Here is a 24,029-nt window from a genome sequence, read left to right as displayed (position 1 = left end):
ATCAGGCACCGCGAGCATTAGATTGTTGAATCATCTTGGGCACCAAACATAAGCAGAAGGGATAACAATGGCGCTTACAGATCAAAGCACCCCTGTCCGCACGGGTGAGGAATTGCCCGCCGATGTCATCGACCAGTACCTCAAGGCACATATCCCGGGACTGGACGGAACACCGCAGATTTCCCAGTTCCCCGGCGGCGCGTCGAACCTGACCTACCTGCTGCAATACCCCGGCCTGGACCTAGTGCTGCGTCGCCCGCCATTCGGCCACAAGGCCAAGTCTGCCCATGACATGGGCCGCGAGTTCCGCATTCTCAATCAGCTCAACGCCGGGTTCCCCTACTGCCCCAAGGCATATGTCTACTGCACCGATGAATCGGTGATCGGCGCCGAGTTCTACGTAATGGAGCGCGTCAACGGCATCATTCTGCGTTCGGAACTGCCTCCGGAGCTGAATTTCGACGAGGCCCAGACCCGCGCTCTGTGCGAGAGCTTCATCGACAAGTTCGTCGAACTGCACAACGTCGACTACCAGGCCTGCGGGCTCGGCGATCTGGGCAAACCGGAAGGCTATGTGAAACGTCAGATCGAAGGCTGGAGCGAGCGTTACGAGCGCGCCATGACCCCCGATGCGCCGGCTTGGGACGCGGTCAAGGCCTGGCTGAAGGACAAGATGCCGGCCGACCACCCAAAACCCGGGATCATTCACAACGATTACCGCTTCGACAACGTCATTCTCAATCCGGACAATCCGATGGAAATCATCGGTGTGCTGGACTGGGAAATGACCACCATCGGTGATCCGCTGATGGATCTGGGCAACACCCTGGCCTACTGGATCGAAGCCAACGATCCCCAGCCGATGCAGGCGATGCGCCGACAGCCGAGTCACCTGCCCGGCATGCATACCCGTCAGGGCTTCGTCGATTACTACGCTCAGCGCGCCGGCATCGAAATCCCCTGCATCGATTTCTACTACACCTACGGCCTGTTCCGCCTGGCTGGAATCGTTCAACAGATCTACTACCGCTTCCATCACGGCCAGACTCAGGACAAGCGCTTTGCCCAGTTCATTCACATGAACAAGCTGCTGGAGCAAAAGGCGCTGCAAGTGATCGGGCAATCGAAGCTCTGACCCCACCCAATCCGTCTGTGGCCTGCCACAGAAACGAACAAGAAAGAGGAACGACCATGTCCAAGACCACCCTGTTCGACCTAGACGGCAAGATCGCCTTCGTTTCCGGCGCCAGCCGCGGTATCGGCGAGGCGATCGCAAAACTGCTCGCCCAGCAAGGCGCCCACGTAATCGTGTCCAGCCGCAAGATCGAAGGTTGCCAGGCGGTAGCCGACGCCATCGTCGCGGCTGGCGGAAAGGCCACCCCGGTGGCCTGCCACATTGGCGAGCTGGAGCAGATTCAGGCGGTGTTCGCGCAGATCCGCGAGCAGTTCGGCCGCCTCGACATCCTGGTCAACAACGCCGCCACCAACCCGCAGTTCTGCCATGTGCTGGACACTGACGTATCGGCCTTCCAGAAAACCGTCGACGTGAACATTCGCGGCTATTTCTACATGTCCATCGAGGCCGGCAAGCTGATGCGCGAGCACGGCGGCGGCAGCATCATCAACGTCGCGTCGATCAATGGTGTTTCGCCAGGCAACTTCCAGGGGATCTACTCGATCACCAAGGGTGCCGTGATCAACATGACCAAGGCGTTCGCGAAGGAGTGCGCGCAGTTCGGCATTCGCTGCAACGCCTTGCTGCCCGGCCTGACCGACACCAAGTTCGCTTCGGCACTGGTCAAGAACGACTCGATTCTGCAGATGGCCCTGCAGCACATTCCGCTGAGCCGCGTTGCCCAGCCGAGCGAGATGGCCGGCGCTGTGCTCTACCTGGCCAGCGAGGCATCGAGCTACACCACCGGCGTGTCGCTCAATGTCGATGGCGGCTATCTGGCCTGACCCGACCAGCCAGATGAAAAAGGGAGCCGCAATGGCTCCCTTTTGTTATCTGCACGCTTACCAGTTCTTCAACGCTTCGGTCGCCGCTGCGTTCAACGGCCTGGCCAGCAGGCCGGTCGGTGCAAGCTCCACCGCATAGCTGGCGCCATCGGCAATCGGCATGTAATCGACACGCAATACCTGCGCCTCGACCAGGTACATGTCGCGCTGCCCCAGCTGCAGCGACTGCCAGATATCCATGCCCAAGGGCCTTTCGCTCAACACGACGCGGCCATGCCGGGCCAGGTTCTGCTGTTCGACGGCAAGGTAACGCCCGGAGAGCCGCTCCAGGCGATAGCCCGACTCCAGCCCGATCAGCTCGGCGAGGCTCTTCCAGCGCAACAGGTTCAGGTCGAGTTGCCAGAGATCACCTTCCAGCATCACCGTTCGGGTTTCCTTCCCCTGCTGCAGCGTCACCTCGTAACGCTGTGCGCCCTGCGCCTGGAACGTCAGCGTGACCAGGGGCTTCTGCTCAGGGGGAAGCGCTGTGTAGGTGCTGATGTCATAGCCGATCAAGGCGATCAGACCGGCCAGCGCCAGCACGACAAAACCACAGGTGCCGCGCAACCAGCCCATGAACCAGTGCCCCCCCAGCAGCAAGCGCAGCGCGACCAGCAGCACGATCAACGCCAGCAGAGCGACGACGATCGCAAGCCCGAGATATTGCATAACCAAGCGTCCTTTTCATTGGGTGCGACATTATCTGCAGGGGCCGTCAGCGCAGCCAGCACCGAGCTGGGATGCCGATCACGAGCCGGCGTTCTTGTTCAAGCGGAGGGCGACGTCGATCATATGGGCGCAGCCCTTTCACCCGGTCGGTGGCGGCATTATCCTCCGCAGTCCCTCAACCCACCGAGATTCGCATGCCCTTCGCCCTCGAGCTGGCGCTGGACCCGTCCACGCTGGCGATCCTGCTTGCCGTCGCCTTTACTGCCGGCTTTATCGATGCCATTGCCGGTGGCGGCGGGCTGTTGACCATACCGGCCCTGCTAACCGCCGGCCTACCGCCCCATCTCGTGCTGGGCACGAACAAGCTGTCCGCCACCTTCGGCTCGGCGACTGCCAGCTACACCTTCTACCGGCGACGCCTGTTCGAACCAGTCGTATGGAGGCGTGCGCTGATCGGTACGGCCATCGGTGCGGCCGTGGGCGCACTGCTGGCGCAATTCATGCCGGCAAGCTGGCTCAATCAGCTGCTGCCGCTGGTGGTGTCCGCCTGCGGCATCTACCTGCTGTTCAGCAAAGTGCCGGCGAAGGCTGCCGGTGAAGCAGCTGAGATCGGTCGTCGACGGCAGTGGCCGCAGAGCCTGTCGCTCGGCTTCTACGATGGCGTGGCTGGGCCCGGGACAGGCGCTTTCTGGACCGTCAGCAGCATGCTGCTCTATCCCCTCGACCTGTTGCGGGCCAGCGGGGTGGCGCGAACGATGAACTTCGTCAGCAACGCCGTGGCGCTGGCGGTGTTCATCGTGGGTGGGCATGTCGCCTGGGTACTGGGGATCGGCATGGGGCTGGCGCTGATGACAGGCGCCTACTTCGGCGCACGCACGGCCATCGGCGGCGGCTCCCGCTTCATCCGGCCGGTGTTCATCCTCGTGGTACTGGCGATGAGCCTTCGCCTAGCCTGGCAGCACTGGTTCGGGGCGGCCTAGCCGACGCGCCAAGTACAGCTCGATCAGATAGCGAGCGATTGACTGGCGCGCGGGCAACGCCGGCAGGCTGGCGATGTGAAACCAGCGTGCATCCTCGATCTCCTCGGGCTGCGGGACGATCTCGCCGCCGGCATATTCGGCGTGGAACCCGAGCATGAGGGAGTGGGGAAACGGCCAGCCCTGGCTGGCGATGTATTGCGGCGGATGGATATCCACCCCGACCTCCTCACGCACTTCGCGCGCCACGCATTGCTCCACCGACTCACCCGGCTCCACGTAGCCGGCCAGCGTGCTGTAGACGCCGGGTGCAAAGCGCGGTGAACGCGCCAGCAGCAACTCGTCACCGCGGGTGACCAGGACGATCATGCTGGGCGAAAGCCGCGGATAGTGCTGAACACCACAGGCTGGACAGTACATGGCGCGCTCACCGGCTCGCGCCTGCATCGGCGAACCGCAGCTACCGCAGAAGCGGTGCTGGCTGACCCAGGTGCCGATCTGCGTGGCGTAGCCGAGCAGGCGAAACAGGTCCGGGTCAACCTGCTGCATGAACTGACGCAGCCCCTGCCAGCGCGCACCAGGCACATCGGCGGGGACATCCAGTTCGAAGAGAAAGACCGGCTCGCCATCGAAATGCCCCAGCCCCTGCTCGCTGAGCAGCGGCAGCTCCAGACGCTTGAGCCAGTCCCGCGGAAACAGAACACCGCTGTCGTCGACCAGAAACTGTTGCCGGCAATGCACCACTGCCCAGCCCCCCGCCAGCGAGGGGTCGAGCAGCGCCGCTTGCCAGCGCAGGTTCATCAGGCGGCGACCGGCATGCCCAGCGCGCGCACGCTCTCGCTGGCGAGATCGAGCACGCTGACCCGCGAATCGTCGCGCCGCAGGATCGCGCCGCCCTCGAGGTAGTACTCGAGGCTGGTCAGGGCGTCGGCAAGCGTCTCGAGCAGCTGCTCGGGGGGCATCTGATTCGACTCGAGCATGTGCTTCTGGATGAAATCGGCACAGGCTCCGATCAGCTCGGCAGCACGCTCCTGCTCGAGGAAGCGCAAGCCGCCGCGAACAGCCTGCAGGCTGAACGGCACGTTGGCCAGATGCAGCTTCTCGCCGTTGGACTCGAGATAGGCGGTGATGGCGCGCTTGGCCAGCGCAAGCCCGGCGGTCGCCTCGTCGATCACCACGATGCAGGCTTCGGTCAGCTGGTGGTTGGCGAAGGCTTCGGCCTCCATGCCCGGACGGGCGACCTGAGGTTTGCTATCGCGCCGATCGCCACGTTCCAGGCTGGCGACCATGCTCTCGACATAGAGCACCGCATCGGCCAGGCGCAGGATGGCCTGGGACTCGGGAGCCTGTTCCAGGCTCCAGCCGGACACATCGCCCAACTGCGCCTGCAGCGTGCTCGCAGCCGAGGACAGCCCTACCATCCCCAGGGTCTTGGCCATCTTGCCGAGCAGGTTATGCAGGTTCGAATAGGCTTCGGCCTGGGCGGTACCGCGCTCGATCAGGTCGAGCAGGTCCTTCAGGCTGGCCAGTTCTTCGCGAATCGCCGAGGACAGCGAACGCATGACGGCCTGGCCGGGACCGGCCAGGCGCTGGGATTCATCTTCCAGCAGGTGATCGGTAAAGGGCAGCGGGCTCAGCGAGAACACCTGCCTGACCTGGCTGGCAATCGGACCTTTGCTGTCCGCCAGTGCGACGACGTACAGCAATTCCTTGAGCAGGCTACGCGGCGCTTCGTATGTCGGGTTGCCGAGCACCTGCTTGAGCTCCCTGTCGAGCCGCGAGAACAGTTGCTTGCGCGATCTACGTGGCAACAGCTGGCCATCGAGCTGCGACTCGATGGCCGCACTGCCGATCCAGCACAGGCGGCCGGCCGGCGAGTCGATGAACAGATGATCGAGTCGCGTCAGCGCCCGCCCCATCAGTTTCAGGCTGGCCGGCAGGTTTTCTTCCCGGATGAAGCCGAGCAAGCCCACCTGGTACATCTGCCGCAGCCGGCGCGCTTCAGCTGCCGGAGCAACGCCCTGGCGAACCGGCGTGTCGAGCGCAGGCCGGGCATGATCGAGACGAACACTGAAGAAGAAGCTTTCCGGCAGCGGCGGCTGCGCGCAGGCCTGGCGCAGTGCATTGATCGCCGGCAGCAGCAGCTCGGGGATTTCCTGGCGGCTGGCATCGACGCTTTCAAGGTAGCGGCGCAGCACATAGAGCGCGTTGCTCAGTGCGGCCAGCTGCCCGTCGCGATCCTCGCCCGCACCGACGGGAATGTCGGTGGCCAGCTGGAGGATTTCCTGGGCGAGCAGTTCGGCACCGGTCAGTTCGATCAGATTGAGCGTGCCGCGGACCTGTTTGAGGTTCTCGACGGCCTGCTGCAGAAGACCGCCGTTGTTGCGATCGATGATGAAATGCTCAAGGCTCTGCTCGGCCTCTTCCATAGTGGCGAACAGCTCATCCCGGACCAGACCGAGTGATGTAGCTCCAGTAACCATGCCTAGTGCGCCTCCCGCGCAAACGTGTGATGGCGCATCAGTCGGCAAAGTCCGGCTTCTGTTTGCTCATGTGAGCGGCGATGGCAACCTTGATATCGGCCGACTGCAGCATGGCCGCATTCCAGGTGGCGATGTATTCGAGACCATCGTCGACGCGGTGGTCGCGCATGTAGCGGATCATTTCCTTGGTGCCACGGATGGCGATCGGTGACTTGCTGGCGATGTCGCGGGCCAGCTCCAGCACACCCTCCATCAGCGCCTGCTGATCGGCGTAGGTGCGATTGACCAGGCCGATGCTGCGCGCCTCATCACCGCGGATGGTGCGGCCGGTGAAGGCCAGCTCGCGCATCATGCCGTCGCCGATGATACGTGGCAGGCGCTGCAGTGTACCGACATCGGCGGCCATGCCCATGTCGATCTCCTTGATCGAGAATTTCGCATCCACCGTGCTGTAGCGCATGTCGCACGCCGAGATGAGATCGATGGCGCCCCCCAGGCAATAGCCCTGGATCGCAGCGAGGACAGGCTTGCGGCAGTTGTCGACCGCGTTGAACGAAGCCTGCAACGACAGGATCTTGCGCCGCAGCTGCTCGGCATTGCGCCCGACATCGCTGCCCAACTGGCTACCCACCGAGGCCAGCAACTGAAGGTCGATGCCTGATGAGAAATGCTCCCCGGCCCCGCTGAGGACCACTACACGCACGTCATCCGTGGCATCGACCCAATTGAAGATATCGATGATTTCCGTCCAGAACGCGGCATCCATCGCATTGATCTTCTCGGGTCGGTTGATCACGACTCGGGCAATCTTGTCTGCCAACTCTACGCGGAAGGCTTTGTATTCGGTCACGCTATCATCCTCGACAGCAAGCGCATGGGAACGTCGTGACGGGAGCAGCCCGGGACGACGGTGGGCAACTATAACAACTGGTACCAGCCCGAGTGTATGCCGATGCAGACGATGTGATACAGACCACGCCGCCGGACGGCCCGTTCGTGCCGATGTAGAGCCTCGAAGCCACGACCATCACCCCTGGCGGATGCAATCGACGGTGTATGCGCTGCCGTTGGTGGTGACCTCGTGTTGCAAGCCATGGACGTCCGCATCGAAGCCCGGGAAGCGCTCGGCGAAGTCCCGGGCGAAACGAAGGTAATCGAGAATCGAGCGAGTCTCGCCGGTGAAACGCTCGCCCGGCATGATCAGCGGGATGCCCGGCGGATACGGCACCAGCATCACCGCTGCTACGCGCCCTTCCAGCTCATCGATCGGAACTGCCTCGACCTCGCCGCGAACCAGCGCATCATAGGCCTGCGCCGGGGTCATGGCCGGCTCCGGCAGCGCCGTGTACATCCGCCGCATCGCCCGCGCCGTTGCGTTTTCGCAATAACAGGCATGCAGTGCATCGCACAGGTCGCGCAGCCCCATGCCGGCATAGGTGGCAGCGCCGCTGCGGGCAACCGACGGCAGCGCTTCGATCAGCGGGATGTTGGCGTCGTAATGGCGTTTGAATTCCAGCAACTCGGTCAGTAGCGTGCTCCACTTGCCCTTGGTGATGCCCATGGAGAACAGCACGAGCATCGAGTACAGGCCGGTCTTCTCCACCACCAGGCCACGTTCCCAGAGGAACTTGCTGACCACCGCCGCCGGGATGCCACTTTCGCCCAGCGCGCCGGACGCGGTGAGGCCCGGCGTCACCAGCGTGACCTTGATCGGATCGAGCAGCACATAGTCGTCGGCAACATCGCCGAAACCATGCCAGTCGGCGGTGGGCTCGAGCAGCCAGTCCCGCGTCACCAGCTCATCGGCGCCATCAACCCGCGGCGGCTGCCAGATACTGAACCACCAGTCGTCCGGATCGATGTGCTGACGCAGGTTGGCCAGTGCCCGCCGGAAGCTCAGGGCCTCATCGAAGGTCTCCTGGATCAGCGAGCGACCCGCCGGCCCTTCCATCATTGCCGAGGCCACATCGAGCGACGCCAGGATGCCGTACTGCGGCGAGGTGGAGATGTGCATCATGAAGGCTTCGTTGAAGCGGTCACGGTCCAGCTGCCGGGTCTGGCTGTCGAGTACGTGGATCATCGAGGCCTGGCTGAAGGCGGCCAGCAGCTTGTGCGTGGAATGGGTGGTGAATACCAGCGGCCCCTGTTCACGGGTATCCATGCCGTAACGGCCATCGTAGAACTCATGAAAGGCCGCGTAGGCGTACCAGGCCTCGTCGAAATGCAGCACCTCGACGTTGTCGGCCAGGGTGCGCTTGATCAGGTTGGCGTTGTAGCACAGGCCGTCGTAGGTGGAATTCGTGACCACCGCCAGCTTGACCTTCGGCGGGCGCCCACGCGCCAGCGGGTTGGCGGCGATCTTCGCCTGGATCGACTCGCGGGTGAACTCCTCCAGCGGAATGGGTCCGATGATGCCCAGTTCGTTGCGTGCGGGGCTCATGTACAGCGGTATCGCACCGGTCATGATGATCGCGTGGAGGATCGACTTGTGACAGTTGCGATCGACCAGTACCAGGTCGCCACGCGCCACCATCGAATGCCAGACGATCTTGTTTGCCGTCGAGGTGCCGTTGATCACGAAGAAGGTATGATCCGCGCCGAAATTGCGCGCGGCACGGGCCTCCGCGGCGGCCAGCGGCCCGGTGTGATCAAGCAGCGAACCGAGCTCCGGCACCGACACGGAGAGATCCGAGCGCAGCGTGTTTTCGCCGAAAAACTGATGGAACGCCTGGCCGACCGGACTCTTGCGATAGGCGACTCCCCCGCCGTGGCCCGGCGTGTGCCAGGAGTAATTGGACTCGCCGGTGTGCTGCACCAGGGCTCGGAAGAACGGCGGCAGCAGATCCTCGAGGTAGTTGCGCGCCGCCCGAGCGACCTGCCGGGCCAGAAACGGCACGGTGTCCTCGTAGAGGTAAAGCAGCCCGCGCAGCTCGTTGAGATCGGCCATGGCCTCGGCGGGCGCATTTTCGATCGTCACCTGCTCGCCCAGTGCGAAGATCGGCAGACGCGGCGCGCGGCGTCGGGCGACACGAATCAGTTCGACGACATCATGCAGCAGCCGCTGATTGTCTCCGGCGCCTTCGGCGGCCACCAGGATGCAGGCCAGCCCGTGGTGGGTCGACGCCACGATGCGCCCCTCGCTGGAGCTCGCTGTGGGCAGGATATTGAAACCGTCACGCTCCAGCTCCGAGGCGATGCCTCGCACGCGTTCGCCGGCAACGGTGTCGGCCTTGATGTCGCGATGGACGATGAGGATCGGGAATTTCAGGTCTTTATACATGCGCGCTCTCTGCGGACGGTCTTCCTACAGGGTAGAAGTGTCCGCAGCAAAGGAACAGCGCATTAGGAACCGGACGGATGCCGCGTGAAGACGATCAGCCTTCCAGCTGCATCCACAGCGGCGCGGCACCGGCGGCCTTCTCGATTGCCGCCATGCGCGCCATGTGCGCAGCCAGTTCCTCATCGCTGGCGCGCAGCACGGCGGTGCGCGGCCGATCAGCCGGCAGGCGGCGGATCGGGCTGGGCTGCGGTCGCCCGCCATCGGAGCTTTCGCCATCGCCGGCCAGGGACAGATTCGTCTGCCCACCGGTCATGGTCAGCCAGACATCGGCGAGAATCTCGGCGTCGAGCAATGCGCCGTGCAGGTCGCGCCCGGAGTTGTCCACACCGTAGCGCTTGCAAAGGGCGTCGAGGCTGTTGCGCTGCCCCGGGTGTCGCTCACGCGCCATCAGCAGCGTATCGAGCACCGTGCAGTGGTCGGTGATTTCGGCACGATCCTGCTGGCCCAGCAGGGCGAACTCGTTGTTGATGAAGCCAAGGTCGAACGCCGCATTGTGGATGACCAGCTGCGCGTCCTTGATGAACTCGAAAAACTCGTCGGCAATATCACGAAAGCGCGGCTTGTCGACGAGGAATTCATTGGTGATGCCGTGAACCGCGATCGCCCCTTCATCAACCTCACGATCGGGCTGCAGATAGACATGGTAGTGACGCCCGGTCAGGCGGCGACCGATGACCTCGACACAACCGATCTCGATGATCCGGTGGCCATCGGTGACTGGCATACCCGTGGTTTCGGTATCGAGTACTACGCTGCGCATGTCGTTTCGCTCACTTACACAATGGGTTGTCGTTTGGCCTGAACCACGCCACGGTTGGCCAGCAGGTCGGCCTGCTCGTTGCCTGGGTGCCCGGTATGTCCGCGGACCCACTGCCAGCTCACTTCGTGACGATTGACCTGCTCGTCGAGCTGCTGCCAGAGGTCGGCATTCTTCACCGGCTGCTTGCTCGCCGTCTTCCAGCCGCGCTTCTTCCAGTTCGGCATCCAGTCGTTGATACCCTGCATGACGTATTGCGAATCCGTCACCAGCCGCACCTTGCATGGACGCTTCAGCTCGGCGAGCGCGCGAATGGCGGCCATGAGCTCCATGCGATTGTTGGTGGTGTCCGGCTCGCCGCCCCAGAGCTCGCGCTTTACGCCCTTATATATAAGCAGCGCTCCCCAGCCACCGGGACCAGGATTGCCCTTGCAGGCGCCATCGGTATAAATCTCGACCCAATCGTCGCTCATGTGGATTGCTTACTCGTTTTTTGACGGCGACGGCCTTCACGGCAACCGGTGGTGCTCGGCATCGCGGCGGCTGATCTTGGCTACCGGCATCGGCAGCAGCTTGCCCATCCGCTCGCGACGCTCCTGACGCAACGGCCGCAGACCGATCATCAGCTTGCGCGCCACCAACAGGTAGAAGCCTCCGGTCGGCGCCTGCAGCTGCTGCCCAATGGACTCCAGACGCGACAATCGCGCCTGCCAGTCGCTCGAAGAAAGCGGCGGACAATAGCATCCGAAGCGGCGTTTCTCCAGCGCGAATCCCAGCAGGTTCAGCCAGTCGCCGACCCGCGACGGACGGATGCAACGGGCCTGACGAAAGCCTTCCCGCGACACCAGATGGCGCAGCCCCCAGGCGCTCCAGGGATTGATGCCGACGATCAACAGATGCCCGCCGGGGCGCACACCGCGTGCCGCTTCGCGCAGCAGGCCGTGTGGCGAGAGGCTGAAATCCAGCGCGTGCTGCAGGACGACCACGTCGGCGGCATGCTCGCCGAGCGGCCAGGCCTGTTCCTCGCAGTGGATTTCCACGCCCGGCAGAGGCGCACCAAGGCGAACGCTCCGCTTGATGTTCTGCGGCTGCACCGGTTCCCCGGCAAACGGCCCGTTGTGCACCAGATAGCTGCCGAAGCATCGGGCCAGCTCATCGGTCAGGATCTGCTTCTCCTGCGCAAGCAGCTGCTGGCCCAAGGGGCCGGCGAACCAGTCGGACGCCTGGCTGATCATGGACAGCCAATGGTCGCTGGCGTGGTTGGACGGTCGCTCGTTCATCGCTCGGCTCCGTTCGCCCGAGGATTCGCCGGGCGCTGGGTTCGATCAGGTTCAACGCTTCCATGGGACTGCCAGAGCCCGCTCCCGTTTCCGGCGCGGGTTGCAGCCTGGCGGGAACAGCCCCTAGGATGCGCCTTTGTGATCCGCTTGGCGACCCACCCATGTTCAAGATCGAAGCCCTGCCCGCCTTCACCGACAACTATATCTGGCTGCTCCAGGACGACGCTGCCCGGCGCTGCGTAGCGGTCGATCCCGGTGACGCAGCGCCCGTGCTGGACTGGCTGTCGGCACATCCCGGCTGGCAGCTGAGCGACATTCTGGTGACGCACCACCATCACGACCATGTCGGTGGCGTCGAGCGGCTCAAGGCACAGACCGGCGCCCGCGTCTACGGGCCTGCCGCCGAGAAGATCCCCGCGCGTGACGAGGCGCTGAGCGACGGCCAACGGATCGAGGTCCTCGGCAAGCGCCTGCAGATCATCGCCGTCCCGGGGCACACCCTCGGACACATCGCCTACTTTCACGCTGACCCAGATCAGCCATGGCTGCTCAGTGGCGACACGCTGTTCGCAGCCGGTTGTGGACGCCTTTTCGAAGGCACCCCCGAGCAGATGTTCGAGTCGCTCACACGCCTGGCCAGCGCCCCCGACCACACACTGGTCTATTGCACGCATGAGTACACGCTGAGCAATCTGCGTTTCGCCCAGGCGGTTGAGCCACACAACGCGGACATCGCCGCGCGCATCGGCGAAGTAACCCAGCTGCGCGAGGCGGGTCGATTCAGCCTGCCCAGCCGACTGGACATCGAGCGCAAGACCAACCCGTTTCTGCGCAGCGAGGTCGAAGCGGTACGGCAGGCGGCGAGCCAGCATTGCGGCAGTCCGCTGGCGACCAACGTCGCGGTTTTCGCGGCTTTGCGTGCCTGGAAGGATCGTTTCTGACAAGGTCGACAGGTTCCCGAAACGGGGCCTGCAAACTTGACCCCACCTGGGTGCATTCCTAGAATCCCCCGAATTTTGTTTCCGGGGAAGATTCCAGCCAATGCCGCCAGCTCCCAAGAAACGCCACGAAACGGACGCCTTGGCAGCCTCTGGTCGTGCGTTGGCCCTCGCCATTTGCGTAGCCCTAGCCGGCTGTCAGAGCAACGCCGTGCGTGACGATGCTCTCGAACAGACAAGGCGCGCAGTGGTGCCTGCGGCACAGGAGCCGATCTGGCTGAGCGACACCGCCACCGAGGTCGAGCACCAGGATATCTGGGAGCGAATCCGCGACGGCTACAAGCTGCAGGAGCATCTGGACAGCAACCCCCGCATCGAACAGCAGCGTCTCTTCTTCTCCAGCCGCCCCCGATCCATAGAGATCGCCAGCGAGCGCGGCAGCCCCTACATCCATTACATCGTCGAGCGGCTCGAAGAGCGCGACATGCCGCTGGAGCTCGCGTTGCTTCCGATCATCGAAAGCTCCTATGACCCCTTCGCCTACTCGCCGGCGCACGCGGTCGGGCTCTGGCAGTTCATTCCATCCACCGGCCGGCACTTCAACCTGCGCCAGACCAGCTGGTACGACGGCCGCCGCGACATCACCGCCTCGACCAATGCGGCCTTGCGCTATCTGAGCTATCTGCATGGGCTGTTCAACGGTGACTGGCTGCTGGCACTGGCGGCCTACAACGCAGGCGAAGGCACCGTCAGCCGCGCCATCGAGCGTAACCAGAAGCTGGGCCTGCCCACCGATTACTGGAACCTGCCGCTGCCGCAGGAAACCCGCGACTATGTGCCCAAGCTGCTGGCGCTGTCGCAACTGATCCAGGCACCGGAAGCCTATGGCATCAATCTCAGCCCGATCGCCAACGAACCCTATTTCGAAGTCATCGCGCTCAAGCAGCGCATGGACCTGGCACGCGTCGCCAAACTCGCAGACCTCGACGAGGACGAGCTCTACCAGCTGAACCCGGCGTTCACCCGGCGGATCACCCTGGACGGCCCGCAGCAGCTGCTCGTACCCATGGAGAAAGCCGAGATGCTGGCAGCCAACCTCGCCCTGATGAAGCCCCAGGAGCTGGTCGACTGGCAGCAGTATCAGGTTCGCGCCGGCGATACGCTGGGGACGATCGCCAACCGTCACCACCTCACCGTCAATATCATTCGCGACGTCAATCGACTCAAGAGCGACTCGCTGCGCGTCGGTCAGGTACTCAGCATTCCCACCAGTGGCGATGCCCAGGCGTCGCGCGAGCTGTTGCATGCTGTTGCACGTCAGCCGGCCGCGACTCCGCGTAGCTATAGGGTGAAGCCCGGCGACAACCTCTGGGACATCGCCAAGGCCCAGCGCGTATCGGTTCGGGACCTGCAGCGCTGGAACAAGCTGTCCGGCAGCCAGCTCAAGGTCGGCCAGGCGCTGTTCCTGCAGGGCCCGGCAGCAAGCGTTGCGCAAAAGAAAGGCAATGCCCCTACCTATTACAAGGTGCAGAAAGGCGATTCGCTGTACCAGATCGCCAAACGTTTCAACGTTCAGTTGACCAACCTCAAGACCTGGAACAAGGGCGCCGACGTGCTGCGCCCTGGCCAACTGCTGACGCTGTATCTCCCCAACTGAAGGATTCAGCCGCCAGGGCGCTTGCCCAGTGACTCCAGGCAGCGTCCGGTCAGCTGGGTGAAGCGCTGGAACGCAACGAACTGCTCGTGCTTGAGCGCCCGACCGGACAGCCTGCAATCACCATAAAGCACACCGATCTCACGCGTGCCGGCCATCAACGGCGCAATGAAGAACATTCCGCTGCCCAGCCGCTGTCGTAGCGGCTGGGTCACCAGGTCCGCCAGGTTGTAGCTTGCCGGAACCCCCATCCACAGCGACTGCCGATGGCGCAACGCGTAGCTGAACACGTGTGGCTGCTCGGGCTGATCGGCCGGCAGAACGAAGCCCTGGAGCCAGTCCGCGGTTCCCTCGCCGATCGCACAGCGAACCTTGAAACGGCTCTGCTGGTCGGCCAGCACCGCCACCATCACGCGCTCCAGCCCAACGCCGCGATGCAGGCCCTGCAGCAGGGTGTCCAGGATCAAGCTGGCGTCGCCGCTGCCGTTCACCATCAACCCCAGGTCCTGCAATGACTGCTGCATCAGCAGCAGGTCCGGCTGCAGCAAGGCTGCCTGGCGCTGGGCCTGCTGCAGGCGAATCTGCTCGGGGTCGGTGCTCGGGATCAATTTGCCCAGACGACTGGCGCCAAAGGTGGCAGCCACTCGCACCGTCTCATCGGCGCTGGCGAGGATCTGCTGCAACGCGTCGTTTTCGTGCACGCCGGTAAAGTCGGCGACCGCCTTGGTCAAGGCGGTCATTCGCTCGCACTCCCATCCACCCAGCGCGGCTTCGCTGATCTGCACGCCCAGCGCGACCGCGCGGGCGGCGGGATCGCTCCCCGCTGCCTGGCTGTGCGCGAGGCTGGTCAGCTCTCCGAGATTCCAGCTCCTGACCAACCCGAGGCTGAGCTGGCGGAAGCTGGTGCCCAGCACCTGCTGCACCGCCTCGTCAGCCTTGATACCGGGTTGCGTCAGCAGCTGCGCGAGCTCCTCGACCTGCTCGCCGCCGCAGCCCCAGAACGCCAGTTCACCGACGTTATAGAGCAGCGCCGCGATGAAGACCTCTTCCTCATGCCGCGACAGCACGTAGCCGGCGATGTTGCGTGCCTGCACCGCGGCATGGAACGAGCGCGCAAGCAGCTCCAGCAGCTGCTCGCGCGGCGCACGCGCGAGCAGGCTGTCGATCAGCGTTACCGACAGACTGATCAGACGGACGTTCTCGAAGCCGATCATCACGATGGCTCGGGATATGGTCTTGATGGTTTCCCGGGAGGGGTTGTAATAGCTGCTGTTGCCGACCCGCAGCACCTTGGAGGTCAGCGAAGCATCGCGCAGCAGCACATCGGCAAGCTGCTGGACCGATGCATGCTCGTGCGCGGCCAGGCGTTGCAGATCCTTCACCACGGACGCCAGCGCGGGCAGCTCCGATTGATTGAGGCGCTCGATCCACGCCTGCACACCCTGGGCACGTACATCCAAGAGGTCACCTCTCCACAATGCCATTACGGGAAATGGACGGCAGTTTGCCCGAGGTGACCGGCCTTTTTCCAGCGCATACAAGCTGTTACTGTACCGGCCCGAGAAGCCCGTAAGCGCCAAGGATCGGATCCCCCGTCTGATGCGAGCCCTGCTACTGTTACTGACCTGTCTGGCCTTGAGCTTTCCCGCCCTCGCCACCATCAGCGAAAGCCATGGTTATGCGCAGTTCGGCACTCTTAAGTACCCAGCCTCCTTTACCCATTTCGACTGGGTGAACCCGCGCGCGCCCAAGGGCGGCCGGATCAAGCTGATGGCGTCAGGCACCTTCGACACGCTCAACCCCTACACCTTCAAAGGCACCAGCCCGAGCGCCTCGCCCGGTTTCCTGCAGTACGGCATCAGCGAGCTGAACGAACCGCTGATGGTCGGCACCGGACTGTACGACCCATCCGGCGACGAACCCGCGTCCAGTTATGGACTGATTGCCGAATCGGTGGAGTACAGCGACAACAACAGCTGGGTGGTATTCAACCTGCGCAAGGAAGCCCGCTTCCATGACGGCAAGCCCATCACGGCATACGACGTCGCCTTCTCCTACCGCCTCCTGATCAAGGACGGCCACCCGCAGTACCGCACCAACCTGCAGGGCGTGAAGCGCGTCGACATCCTCAACCGCCACCGCATCCGCTTCGTCTTCGAGCAGCCGAACAATCCGCTGCTCATCATGCGCCTCGGCGAACTCCCGGTGCTGCCGCAGCACTACTGGAAGAATCGCGACTTCAAGGCCACCACCTTCGAGCCGCCGCTGGGCAGCGGTCCCTACCGCATCACGCAGGTGCAACCCGGGCGCCAGGTGGTGTTCGAACGCGTGCGCGACTGGTGGGGGGCGAAGCTGCCAGTCAACCAGGGCAAGTACAACTTCAACCGCGTCGAGGTCGAGTTCTACCGCGACAACGTGGTGGCGTTCGAAGCGTTCAAGGTCGGTGAATTCGACTTCTACATCGAGCACCAGGCCAAGAACTGGGCCAACGGCTATCAATTCCCGGCCATGCTGCGGGGCGACATCATCCGCGCGGAGATTCCGCATCAGATTCCGACCCAAACCCAGGCGCTGTTCATGAACGGGCGCCGCGCGACGTTCGCCGACCAGCGCGTGCGCGAGGCCCTCGGCCTGATGTTCGATTTCGAGTGGACCAACCGCGCACTGTTCTATGGCGCCTATCGCCGCAGCGAAAGCTACTACCCCAACAGCGAGTTCAGCGCCACCGGCAAGCCCGAAGGCGGTGAGTGGCTGCTGCTTTCACCCCATCGCAAGCAGCTTCCGGCCAAGCTGTTCAGCGAGCCGTTCCAACTGCCGCAAACCGATGGCCGCGGCATCCCGCGGGATACCCTGCGCCGTGCCCTGGGCCTGCTCGCCGAAGCGGGCTGGAAACCCTCAGATGCCGGCCTGTTGAACAGCGCCGGGCAACCGCTGCGGTTCGAGATACTGCTGGTCAATCCGCGGCTGGAGCGCATTCTCCAGCCTTATGTGGAGAATCTCGCGCGCATCGGCATCCAGGCCAACCTGCGCACCGTTGACGGCGCGCAGTACAAGCAGCGACTGGACCACTACGATTACGACATGATCCTGATGACGCTGGTGCAGAGCCTGAGCCCCGGGATTGAGCAGCACCTGTACTTCCATTCCAGTCAGGTGGACGTCAAGGGTGGACGCAACTATGCCGGCGTCGCCAACCCCATCGTCGACGACCTGATCGGCAAGCTGCTCGCCGCGCAGACCCGCGACGAGCAGGTCGCAGCCGCCCGCGCCATCGACCGGGTGCTGCTGTGGAACCACTACACCATTCCGAACTGGTTCATCAGTAACCATCGCCTGGCGTACCGAAATCGGTTCGCCCACGTCACCACGCCGCCCTACACGCTGGGTCTGCGCGCCTGGTGGCTGAAGAGCCTGGAGAAGAGCAAATGAACAATCGCGTGCGCCATTCGCTGTTTCGCGCCGGCCTGCTGAGTCTGCTCTGCATGGCAACCCTGGCCGAGGCCGCCCCCCGCCATGCCCTGACGCTGTATGACGAGAAGCCCAAGTACCCGGCCAATTTCCAGCACTTCGAGTACGTCAATCCCGAGGCTCCCAAGGGCGGCACGCTGCGCCAGGCCGGTTTCGGCAGCTTCGACTCGCTCAACCCCTTCATCAACAAGGGCGTCGCCGCCGATGACATCGGCCTGATCTACGACACACTGACCACCAACAGCCTGGACGAACCGTTCACTGTCTACGGCCTGCTGGCGGAAAAGATAGAGAAAGGCCCGAACAACAGCTGGGTGCGCTTCCACCTGCGCCCGCAGGCTCGCTTCCACGATGGCGAGCCGGTAACCGCCGATGACGTGGTGTTCACCTTCGAGACGCTGATGAGCAAGGGCGCCCCGCACTACCGCGGCTATTACGCCGATGTGGAGAAGGTGGTGGCCGAGAGCCCGCGACGGGTTCGCTTCGACTTCAAGCACGCCGGCAACCGCGAGCTGCCGATGATCCTCGGCCAGCTGCCGGTGCTGCCGAAGCACTGGTGGGAGGGGCGGGAATTCACCTCGGGCAGCCTGGAAATCCCGCTGGGCAGCGGCCCGTACCGCGTCGAGAAGGTCCAGGCCGGGCGCTCGATCCGCTATGCCCGGGTCGAGGATTACTGGGGCAAGGACCTGCCGGTAAATCGCGGGTTCTACAACTTCGATCACGTCAACTTCGACTACTACCGGGACAACACCGTAGCGCTGCAGGCCTTCAAGGCCGGGCACTTTGATTATTGGGAAGAGCGCATAGCCAAGAATTGGGCCACAGCCTACGACATACCTGCTGTCAGGGACGGTCGCATCATTCGTGACGAGATCCATAATCATAACCCTGCGGGTATGCAGGGTTTCGTCTTCAACATTCGCCGCCCGACACTCAACGACCGCCGTATTCGCGAAGCCCTGGGGCTGCTGTTCGACTACGAATGGACCAATCGCCAGCTGTTCAACGGCGCCTACACCCGTACCCGCAGCTATTTCGAGAATTCCGAGCTGGCCGCCTCCGGCCTGCCGAGCGAGGGCGAACTCAAGATTCTTGAGCCCTTGCGTGGCAAGGTGCCCGACGAGGTATTCGACAAGGCTTTCGAACTGCCGAAAACCCAGGGCAACGGTGTGATCCGCGAACAACAGCGCCAGGCCTACCGGCTGTTGACCGAGGCAGGCTGGAAAGTCGAGAACGACCAGATGCTGGACGCTCAGGGCAAGCCGGTGAAACTGGAGCTCCTGCTGCTTCAGGCCGATTTCGAACGCGTGCTGCTGCCCTACAAGCGCAACCTGGCCGACCTGGGTATCGAACTGGAGATCCGTCGGGTCGACGTCTCGCAGTACATCAACCGCCTCCGTTCACGCGACTACGACATGATCGTGGGCACATTCAGCCAGTCCAACTCCCCTGGCAACGAACAGCGTGAGTATTGGCACTCGGCGAGCGCGGACAATCCCGGCAGCCGCAACTTCATCGGCCTGAAGGACCCGGCCATCGACGTGCTGGTCGAAGGGCTGATCGGCGCCGACTCGCGCAAGGAACTGGTCGCCCACACCAGGGCGCTCGACCGGGTGCTGCTATGGGGCCACTACGTGGTCCCGAACTGGCACATCAAGACCTGGCGCGTGGCCTACTGGAACCACCTGGCGCATCCGCAGGTCACGCCGCAGCAGGACATCGGTCTGATGACCTGGTGGCGCAAGCCCGACGCCCAGGCGCCAGTGGCCGACCCGGCGGAAGCGAAGAAGGCCGAGCAGGCCGGCGCCCCGGCACCTTCGGCGGAACCGGCAGCCGACGATGCCGCTGACGACTCTGCTACCGACGCCGAGGCGGAGCGCTAAGCATGCTGGCCTATATCATTCGCCGACTGCTGCTGATCATTCCGACGCTGTTCGGCATCCTGCTGATCAACTTCATCATTATCCAGGCAGCGCCAGGCGGCCCGGTCGAACAGGCAATAGCCAAACTGGAAGGCTTCGAAGGCGCCACCAGCCGTATCGCCGGTGGCGGCTCGGAAGTCGCGGTGGGCGGCACCAGCTATCGCGGCGCGCAGGGCCTGGACCCCGAGCTGATCGCCGAGATCGAGCGACTCTACGGCTTCGACAAACCGCCGGCCGAGCGCTTCTGGATCATGCTCAGCAACTACCTGCGGCTGGACTTCGGCGAGAGCTTCTTCCGCGACGCCAAGGTCACCGACCTGATCATCGAGAAGATGCCCGTCTCCATCTCGCTGGGGCTGTGGAGCACGCTGATCATGTACCTGGCCTCGATTCCGCTGGGGATCGCCAAGGCCACGCGCCACGGCAGCAAGTTCGACGTCTGGACCAGCTCGGCGATCATCGTCGGTTACGCCATTCCGGCGTTTCTGTTCGCCATTCTGCTGATCGTGCTGTTCGCCGGCGGCAGCTACTGGAACTGGTTCCCCCTGCGCGGCCTGACCTCGGCCAACTTCGACGACCTGACGCTGGGCGGCAAGATCATCGACTATTTCTGGCACCTGGCCCTGCCCGTCACCGCCCTGGTGATCGGTAACTTCGCCACCCTGACGCTGCTGACCAAGAACAGCTTCCTCGACGAGATCAACAAGCAGTACGTGATCACGGCACGGGCGAAGGGCTTGAGCAAGAATCGCGTGCTCTACGGTCACGTGTTCCGCAACGCCATGCTGATCATCATCGCCGGCTTCCCGGCCGCCTTCATCGGCATGCTCTTCACCGGTTCGCTGCTGATCGAGGTGATCTTCTCCCTCGACGGGCTCGGCCTGCTCAGTTTCGAGGCGGCGATCAACCGCGACTATCCGGTGGTGTTCGGCACCCTCTTCCTCTTCACCCTGCTCGGCCTGGTGGTGAAACTGATCGGCGACCTGACCTATACGCTGGTCGACCCACGCATCGACTTCGAAAGCAGGGAGGCCTGAAATGCAGTTGTCCCCCCTCAATCAGCGCAGGCTGGCACTGTTCAAGGCACACAAGCGTGGCTGGTGGTCGCTGTGGATTTTCCTCGCGCTGTTCGTGCTCAGCCTCGGCGCGGAGATCATCGCCAACGACAAGCCGATCGTGGTGCGCTACGACGGCGAATGGTTTTTCCCGGTGTTCAAGCGCTACCCGGAAACGGCGTTCGGTGGCGAGTTCCCGCTGCAGGCCAATTACAAGAGCCCATACATCCAGGAGCTGATCGCCGAGAAGGATGGATGGATGATCTGGCCGGTCATCCCCTTCAATTATTCGAGCATCAATTACGAGCTGCAGGTGCCGGCGCCGGCCCCGCCTTCGCTGGAAAACTGGCTGGGCACCGACGACCAGGGCCGCGACGTGCTGGCACGGGTCATCTACGGCTTTCGCATCTCGGTGCTGTTCGCAATCACGCTGACCCTGATCAGCTCCGTGATCGGCGTGATCGCCGGGGCGCTGCAGGGCTTCTATGGCGGTTGGGTGGACCTGGTCGGGCAGCGCCTGCTGGAGATCTGGTCGGGCCTGCCGGTGCTCTACCTGCTGATCATTCTGGCCAGCTTCGTGCAGCCCAACTTCTGGTGGCTGCTGGGCATCATGCTGCTGTTCTCCTGGATGAGCCTGGTGGATGTAGTGCGTGCCGAATTCCTGCGCGGACGCAACCTGGAGTACGTGCGTGCCGCTCGCGCGCTGGGCATGCAGAACGGCGCGATCATGTTCCGCCACATCCTGCCCAACGCCATGGTCTCCACCATGACCTTCATGCCATTCATTCTCACCGGCGCCATCGGCACCCTCACCGCACTGGACTTCCTCGGTTTCGGCCTGCCGGCAGGCTCGCCGTCGCTGGGCGAGCTGGTCGCCCAGGGCAAGGCCAACCTGCAGGCGCCCTGGCTCGGCATCAGCGCCTTCATGGTGCTGGCGATAATGCTGACCCTGCTGGTGTTCATCGGGGAGGCGGCGCGCGATGCCTTCGACCCAAGGAAATAAGATGTCCGAAGTTTCGATTGGCGAGAACCTGGTCGAGGTCCGCGACCTGGCCGTCGAGTTCGTCACCGGCGATCAGGTCCAGCGCGTGGTAGAGGGTGTGTCCTTCGACATCCGCAAGGGCGAAACCCTGGCGCTGGTGGGCGAAAGCGGCTCGGGCAAGTCGGTCACCGCACATTCCATCCTGCGCCTGCTGCCCTACCCGCTGGCCCGCCACCCCCAGGGAGAGATTCATTTCCACGGGCAGGACCTGATCAAGGCGGACGAAAAAGCCATGCGCAAGATCCGTGGCAACCGTATCGCCATGGTCTTCCAGGAGCCCATGACCTCGCTCAACCCGCTGCACACGGTGGGCAAGCAGATCAACGAGGTACTGGAAATCCACAAGGGCCTGCGCGGCAAGGCCGCCAGTGCCCGCACGCTGGAATTGCTCGAGCTGGTGGGCATACCGGAGCCGCGCAAGCGCATCCGCGCCTACCCGCACGAACTGTCCGGCGGCCAGCGCCAGCGCGTGATGATCGCCATGGCCCTGGCCAACGAGCCGGAGCTGCTGATCGCCGATGAACCGACCACGGCGCTGGACGTTACCGTGCAGCTGAAGATCCTCGAACTGCTCAAGGAACTGCAGGCGCGGCTGGGCATGGCGTTGCTGCTGATCAGCCACGATCTCAACCTGGTTCGGCGGGTCGCCCATCGCGTATGTGTCATGCAGCGCGGTCGTGTCGTCGAACAGGCGTTGTGTGAAGAACTGTTCCGTTCGCCCAAGCATCCGTACACCCAGGAACTGCTCGCGGCCGAGCCCAGCGGTGGGCCGGTGGAGGTCGAGCAGGCGGCACCGCTGCTAGAGGTCGAGGATCTGCGCGTCTGGTTCCCGATCAAGAAGGGCCTGCTGCGGCGTACCGTCGATCACATCAAGGCCGTCGACGGCGTGAACTTCAGCCTGCCCCGGGGGCAGACGCTGGGGATCGTCGGCGAAAGCGGCTCGGGCAAGTCGACCCTGGGGTTGGCTATCCTTCGTCTGTTGGCCAGTCGCGGCGAGATCCGCTTCCAGGGTCAGCAACTGCAGGGCATGTCGCAGCGCGCCGTGCGGCCGTTGCGCCGGCAGATGCAGGTGGTCTTCCAGGACCCCTACGGCAGCCTGAGCCCGCGGATGTCGGTCGGGCAGATCATCGGCGAAGGGCTGCGCATTCACCACATGGGTAATGCGCAGGAGCAGGAACAGGCAATCATTGACGCGCTCGTGGAGGTTGGTCTCGATCCGGAAACCCGGCATCGCTACCCCCACGAGTTTTCCGGCGGGCAACGGCAACGCATTGCCATTGCCCGGGCTCTGGTGTTGAAGCCGGCGCTGATACTGCTCGACGAGCCGACCTCGGCGCTCGATCGCACGGTACAGCGTCAGGTGGTGGAGCTCCTGCGCTCGTTGCAGGCCAAGTACAACCTGACCTACCTGTTCATCAGCCATGACCTGGCGGTGGTCAGGGCGCTGAGCCACCAGATGATGGTGGTCAAGCAGGGCCAGGTGGTGGAACAGGGGGCGGCTGCCGAGATATTCGCGGCGCCGCAACATCCGTATACACAGCAGCTGCTGGAATCCGCCTTCATGGCGCCCGGCGCTGCCGAACAACCAGAAGAGGGACAAGCACATGGGTTTTCTCACCGGTAAGCGCGTACTGATCGTCGGCGTTGCCAGCAAACTGTCGATTGCCTCGGGCATCGCCGCCGCCATGCATCGCGAAGGTGCTGAACTGGCTTTCACCTACCAGAACGACAAGCTCAAGGGCCGCGTCGAGGAATTCGCCGCCGGCTGGGGCTCGAGCCCGGAGCTGTGCTTCCCCTGCGACGTCGCCAATGACGAAGACATCGCCCGCGTGTTCGAGGAGCTGGGCAAGAAGTGGGACGGCCTGGACTGCATCGTTCACTCCGTCGGCTTCGCCCCGGGCGACCAGCTGAACGGCGACTTCACCGAAGTCACCACCCGCGAAGGCTTCAAGATCGCCCACGACATCAGCGCCTACAGCTTCGTCGCCCTGGCCAAGGCCGGTCGCGAGATGATGAAGGGCCGCAACGGCAGCCTGCTCACGCTCTCCTACCTCGGCGCCGAGCGCACCATGCCGAACTACAATGTGATGGGCATGGCCAAGGCCAGCCTGGAAGCCGGTGTACGCTACCTGGCTGGCAGCCTCGGCCCGGAAGGCACCCGCGTCAACTGCATCTCCGCCGGCCCGATCCGCACCTTGGCAGCCTCCGGCATCGCCAGCTTCCGCAAGATGCTCGCCGCCAACGAGAAGCAGACCCCGCTGCGCCGCAACGTCACCATCGAGGAAGTCGGCAACGCCGGTGCCTTCCTCTGCTCGGACCTGGCCTCGGGCATCAGCGGCGAGATCCTCTACGTGGATGGCGGCTTCAACACCACCGCCATGGGCTCGCTGGAAGACTGATCCTGCGCCCGCCTACGTAAAGCACCGAACCCCGCCTACTGGCGGGG

Annotated in this window: 20 protein-coding genes; 11 read left to right on the top strand and 9 right to left on the bottom strand. The window is 63.7% G+C overall.

All coding sequences use genetic code 11. The features are described 5' to 3' along the window. Positions 1–67: 67 nt before the first annotated feature. Positions 68–1,135, top strand: a complete 1,068-nt coding sequence (locus VF716_RS04375) for a phosphotransferase family protein (RefSeq protein ID WP_013982898.1) — start codon at positions 68–70, stop codon at positions 1,133–1,135. Between the two features lie 56 nt (positions 1,136–1,191). Next, complete coding sequence (locus VF716_RS04370) at positions 1,192–1,959, top strand: SDR family oxidoreductase (protein ID WP_011913370.1); 768 nt, start codon at positions 1,192–1,194, stop codon at positions 1,957–1,959. 57 nt (positions 1,960–2,016) lie between these two features. Here VF716_RS04370 and VF716_RS04365 read toward each other — a convergent pair whose 3' ends face one another. After that, positions 2,017–2,667: a hypothetical protein gene (locus VF716_RS04365; protein ID WP_256068706.1), complete on the bottom strand. Its 651-nt coding sequence runs from the start codon at positions 2,665–2,667 to the stop codon at positions 2,017–2,019. Positions 2,668–2,861: 194 nt separating this feature from the next. On the opposite strand from VF716_RS04365, the gene VF716_RS04360 reads away from it, so the two are divergent. After that, positions 2,862–3,647: a TSUP family transporter gene (locus VF716_RS04360; protein WP_440551969.1), complete on the top strand. Its 786-nt coding sequence runs from the start codon at positions 2,862–2,864 to the stop codon at positions 3,645–3,647. Here VF716_RS04360 and nudC read toward each other — a convergent pair. The 7 genes from nudC to VF716_RS04325 form a co-directional block, all read right to left on the bottom strand. Beyond that, positions 3,615–4,445, bottom strand: a complete 831-nt coding sequence (gene nudC / locus VF716_RS04355) for an NAD(+) diphosphatase (protein WP_440551966.1) — start codon at positions 4,443–4,445, stop codon at positions 3,615–3,617. The two genes, VF716_RS04360 and nudC, sit on opposite strands and share 33 nt — an antisense overlap. Further along, positions 4,445–6,127 (bottom strand): ferrous iron transporter B, encoded by a 1,683-nt coding sequence (locus VF716_RS04350; RefSeq protein ID WP_108241710.1) that lies wholly within the window; start codon positions 6,125–6,127, stop codon positions 4,445–4,447. The genes nudC and VF716_RS04350 overlap by 1 nt, the downstream gene beginning before the upstream one ends. Positions 6,128–6,164: 37 nt before the next feature. Beyond that, positions 6,165–6,977: a crotonase/enoyl-CoA hydratase family protein gene (locus VF716_RS04345; protein ID WP_011913375.1), complete on the bottom strand. Its 813-nt coding sequence runs from the start codon at positions 6,975–6,977 to the stop codon at positions 6,165–6,167. 177 nt (positions 6,978–7,154) lie between these two features. Then, positions 7,155–9,407, bottom strand: a complete 2,253-nt coding sequence (locus VF716_RS04340) for an Orn/Lys/Arg decarboxylase N-terminal domain-containing protein (RefSeq protein ID WP_125882160.1) — start codon at positions 9,405–9,407, stop codon at positions 7,155–7,157. 94 nt (positions 9,408–9,501) lie between these two features. After that, a complete protein-coding gene (gene dnaQ / locus VF716_RS04335) occupies positions 9,502–10,227 on the bottom strand; it encodes a DNA polymerase III subunit epsilon (protein ID WP_011913377.1) in 726 nt (241 codons plus the stop codon). Between the two features lie 14 nt (positions 10,228–10,241). Further along, positions 10,242–10,697, bottom strand: coding sequence for a ribonuclease HI (gene rnhA / locus VF716_RS04330; RefSeq protein WP_011913378.1), 456 nt, complete (start codon positions 10,695–10,697; stop codon positions 10,242–10,244). 36 nt (positions 10,698–10,733) lie between these two features. Then, the gene (locus VF716_RS04325) at positions 10,734–11,504 is read right to left on the bottom strand and encodes a class I SAM-dependent methyltransferase (RefSeq protein ID WP_013982905.1); all 771 of its coding nucleotides are present in this window, start codon (positions 11,502–11,504) and stop codon (positions 10,734–10,736) included. 161 nt (positions 11,505–11,665) lie between these two features. Here VF716_RS04325 and gloB point away from each other — a divergent pair, with 161 nt between their 5' ends. Beyond that, the gene (gene gloB / locus VF716_RS04320) at positions 11,666–12,445 is read left to right on the top strand and encodes a hydroxyacylglutathione hydrolase (protein WP_079328799.1); all 780 of its coding nucleotides are present in this window, start codon (positions 11,666–11,668) and stop codon (positions 12,443–12,445) included. 100 nt (positions 12,446–12,545) lie between these two features. Further along, on the top strand, positions 12,546–14,099 hold the full coding sequence (locus tag VF716_RS04315) for a LysM peptidoglycan-binding domain-containing protein (RefSeq protein ID WP_170934291.1): 1,554 nt from the start codon (positions 12,546–12,548) through the stop codon (positions 14,097–14,099). 5 nt (positions 14,100–14,104) lie between these two features. On the opposite strand, the gene VF716_RS04310 is transcribed toward VF716_RS04315, so the two are convergent. Continuing rightward, positions 14,105–15,556: an HDOD domain-containing protein gene (locus VF716_RS04310; protein WP_440551957.1), complete on the bottom strand. Its 1,452-nt coding sequence runs from the start codon at positions 15,554–15,556 to the stop codon at positions 14,105–14,107. 139 nt (positions 15,557–15,695) lie between these two features. Here VF716_RS04310 and VF716_RS04305 point away from each other — a divergent pair, with 139 nt between their 5' ends. The 6 genes from VF716_RS04305 to fabI are packed head-to-tail and all read left to right on the top strand — an operon-like array spanning position 15,696 to position 23,982. After that, a complete protein-coding gene (locus VF716_RS04305; RefSeq protein ID WP_019405889.1) occupies positions 15,696–17,525 on the top strand; it encodes an extracellular solute-binding protein in 1,830 nt (609 codons plus the stop codon). Then, positions 17,522–19,447: an extracellular solute-binding protein gene (locus VF716_RS04300; RefSeq protein ID WP_125850394.1), complete on the top strand. Its 1,926-nt coding sequence runs from the start codon at positions 17,522–17,524 to the stop codon at positions 19,445–19,447. Before VF716_RS04305 ends, VF716_RS04300 begins: the two co-directional genes overlap by 4 nt. 2 nt (positions 19,448–19,449) lie before the next feature. Beyond that, entirely contained in the window at positions 19,450–20,523 is a 1,074-nt protein-coding gene (locus tag VF716_RS04295; protein ID WP_440551952.1) for a microcin C ABC transporter permease YejB, read from the top strand. 1 nt (position 20,524) lies between these two features. Beyond that, positions 20,525–21,544: an ABC transporter permease gene (locus tag VF716_RS04290; protein ID WP_011913386.1), complete on the top strand. Its 1,020-nt coding sequence runs from the start codon at positions 20,525–20,527 to the stop codon at positions 21,542–21,544. 1 nt (position 21,545) lies between these two features. Beyond that, on the top strand, positions 21,546–23,207 hold the full coding sequence (locus tag VF716_RS04285; protein ID WP_017243920.1) for an ABC transporter ATP-binding protein: 1,662 nt from the start codon (positions 21,546–21,548) through the stop codon (positions 23,205–23,207). Next, a complete protein-coding gene (fabI, locus tag VF716_RS04280) occupies positions 23,188–23,982 on the top strand; it encodes an enoyl-ACP reductase FabI (RefSeq protein ID WP_011913388.1) in 795 nt (264 codons plus the stop codon). The genes VF716_RS04285 and fabI overlap by 20 nt, the downstream gene beginning before the upstream one ends. Positions 23,983–24,029 lie beyond the last annotated feature (47 nt).

Source organism: Stutzerimonas sp. Brlt_14 (assembly GCF_051948915.1).
Classification (GTDB): Bacteria; Pseudomonadota; Gammaproteobacteria; order Pseudomonadales; family Pseudomonadaceae; genus Stutzerimonas; species Stutzerimonas stutzeri.
The sequence above is the reverse complement of the archived record's forward strand: the minus strand, read 5'-3'. Positions and strand labels throughout refer to the sequence as shown.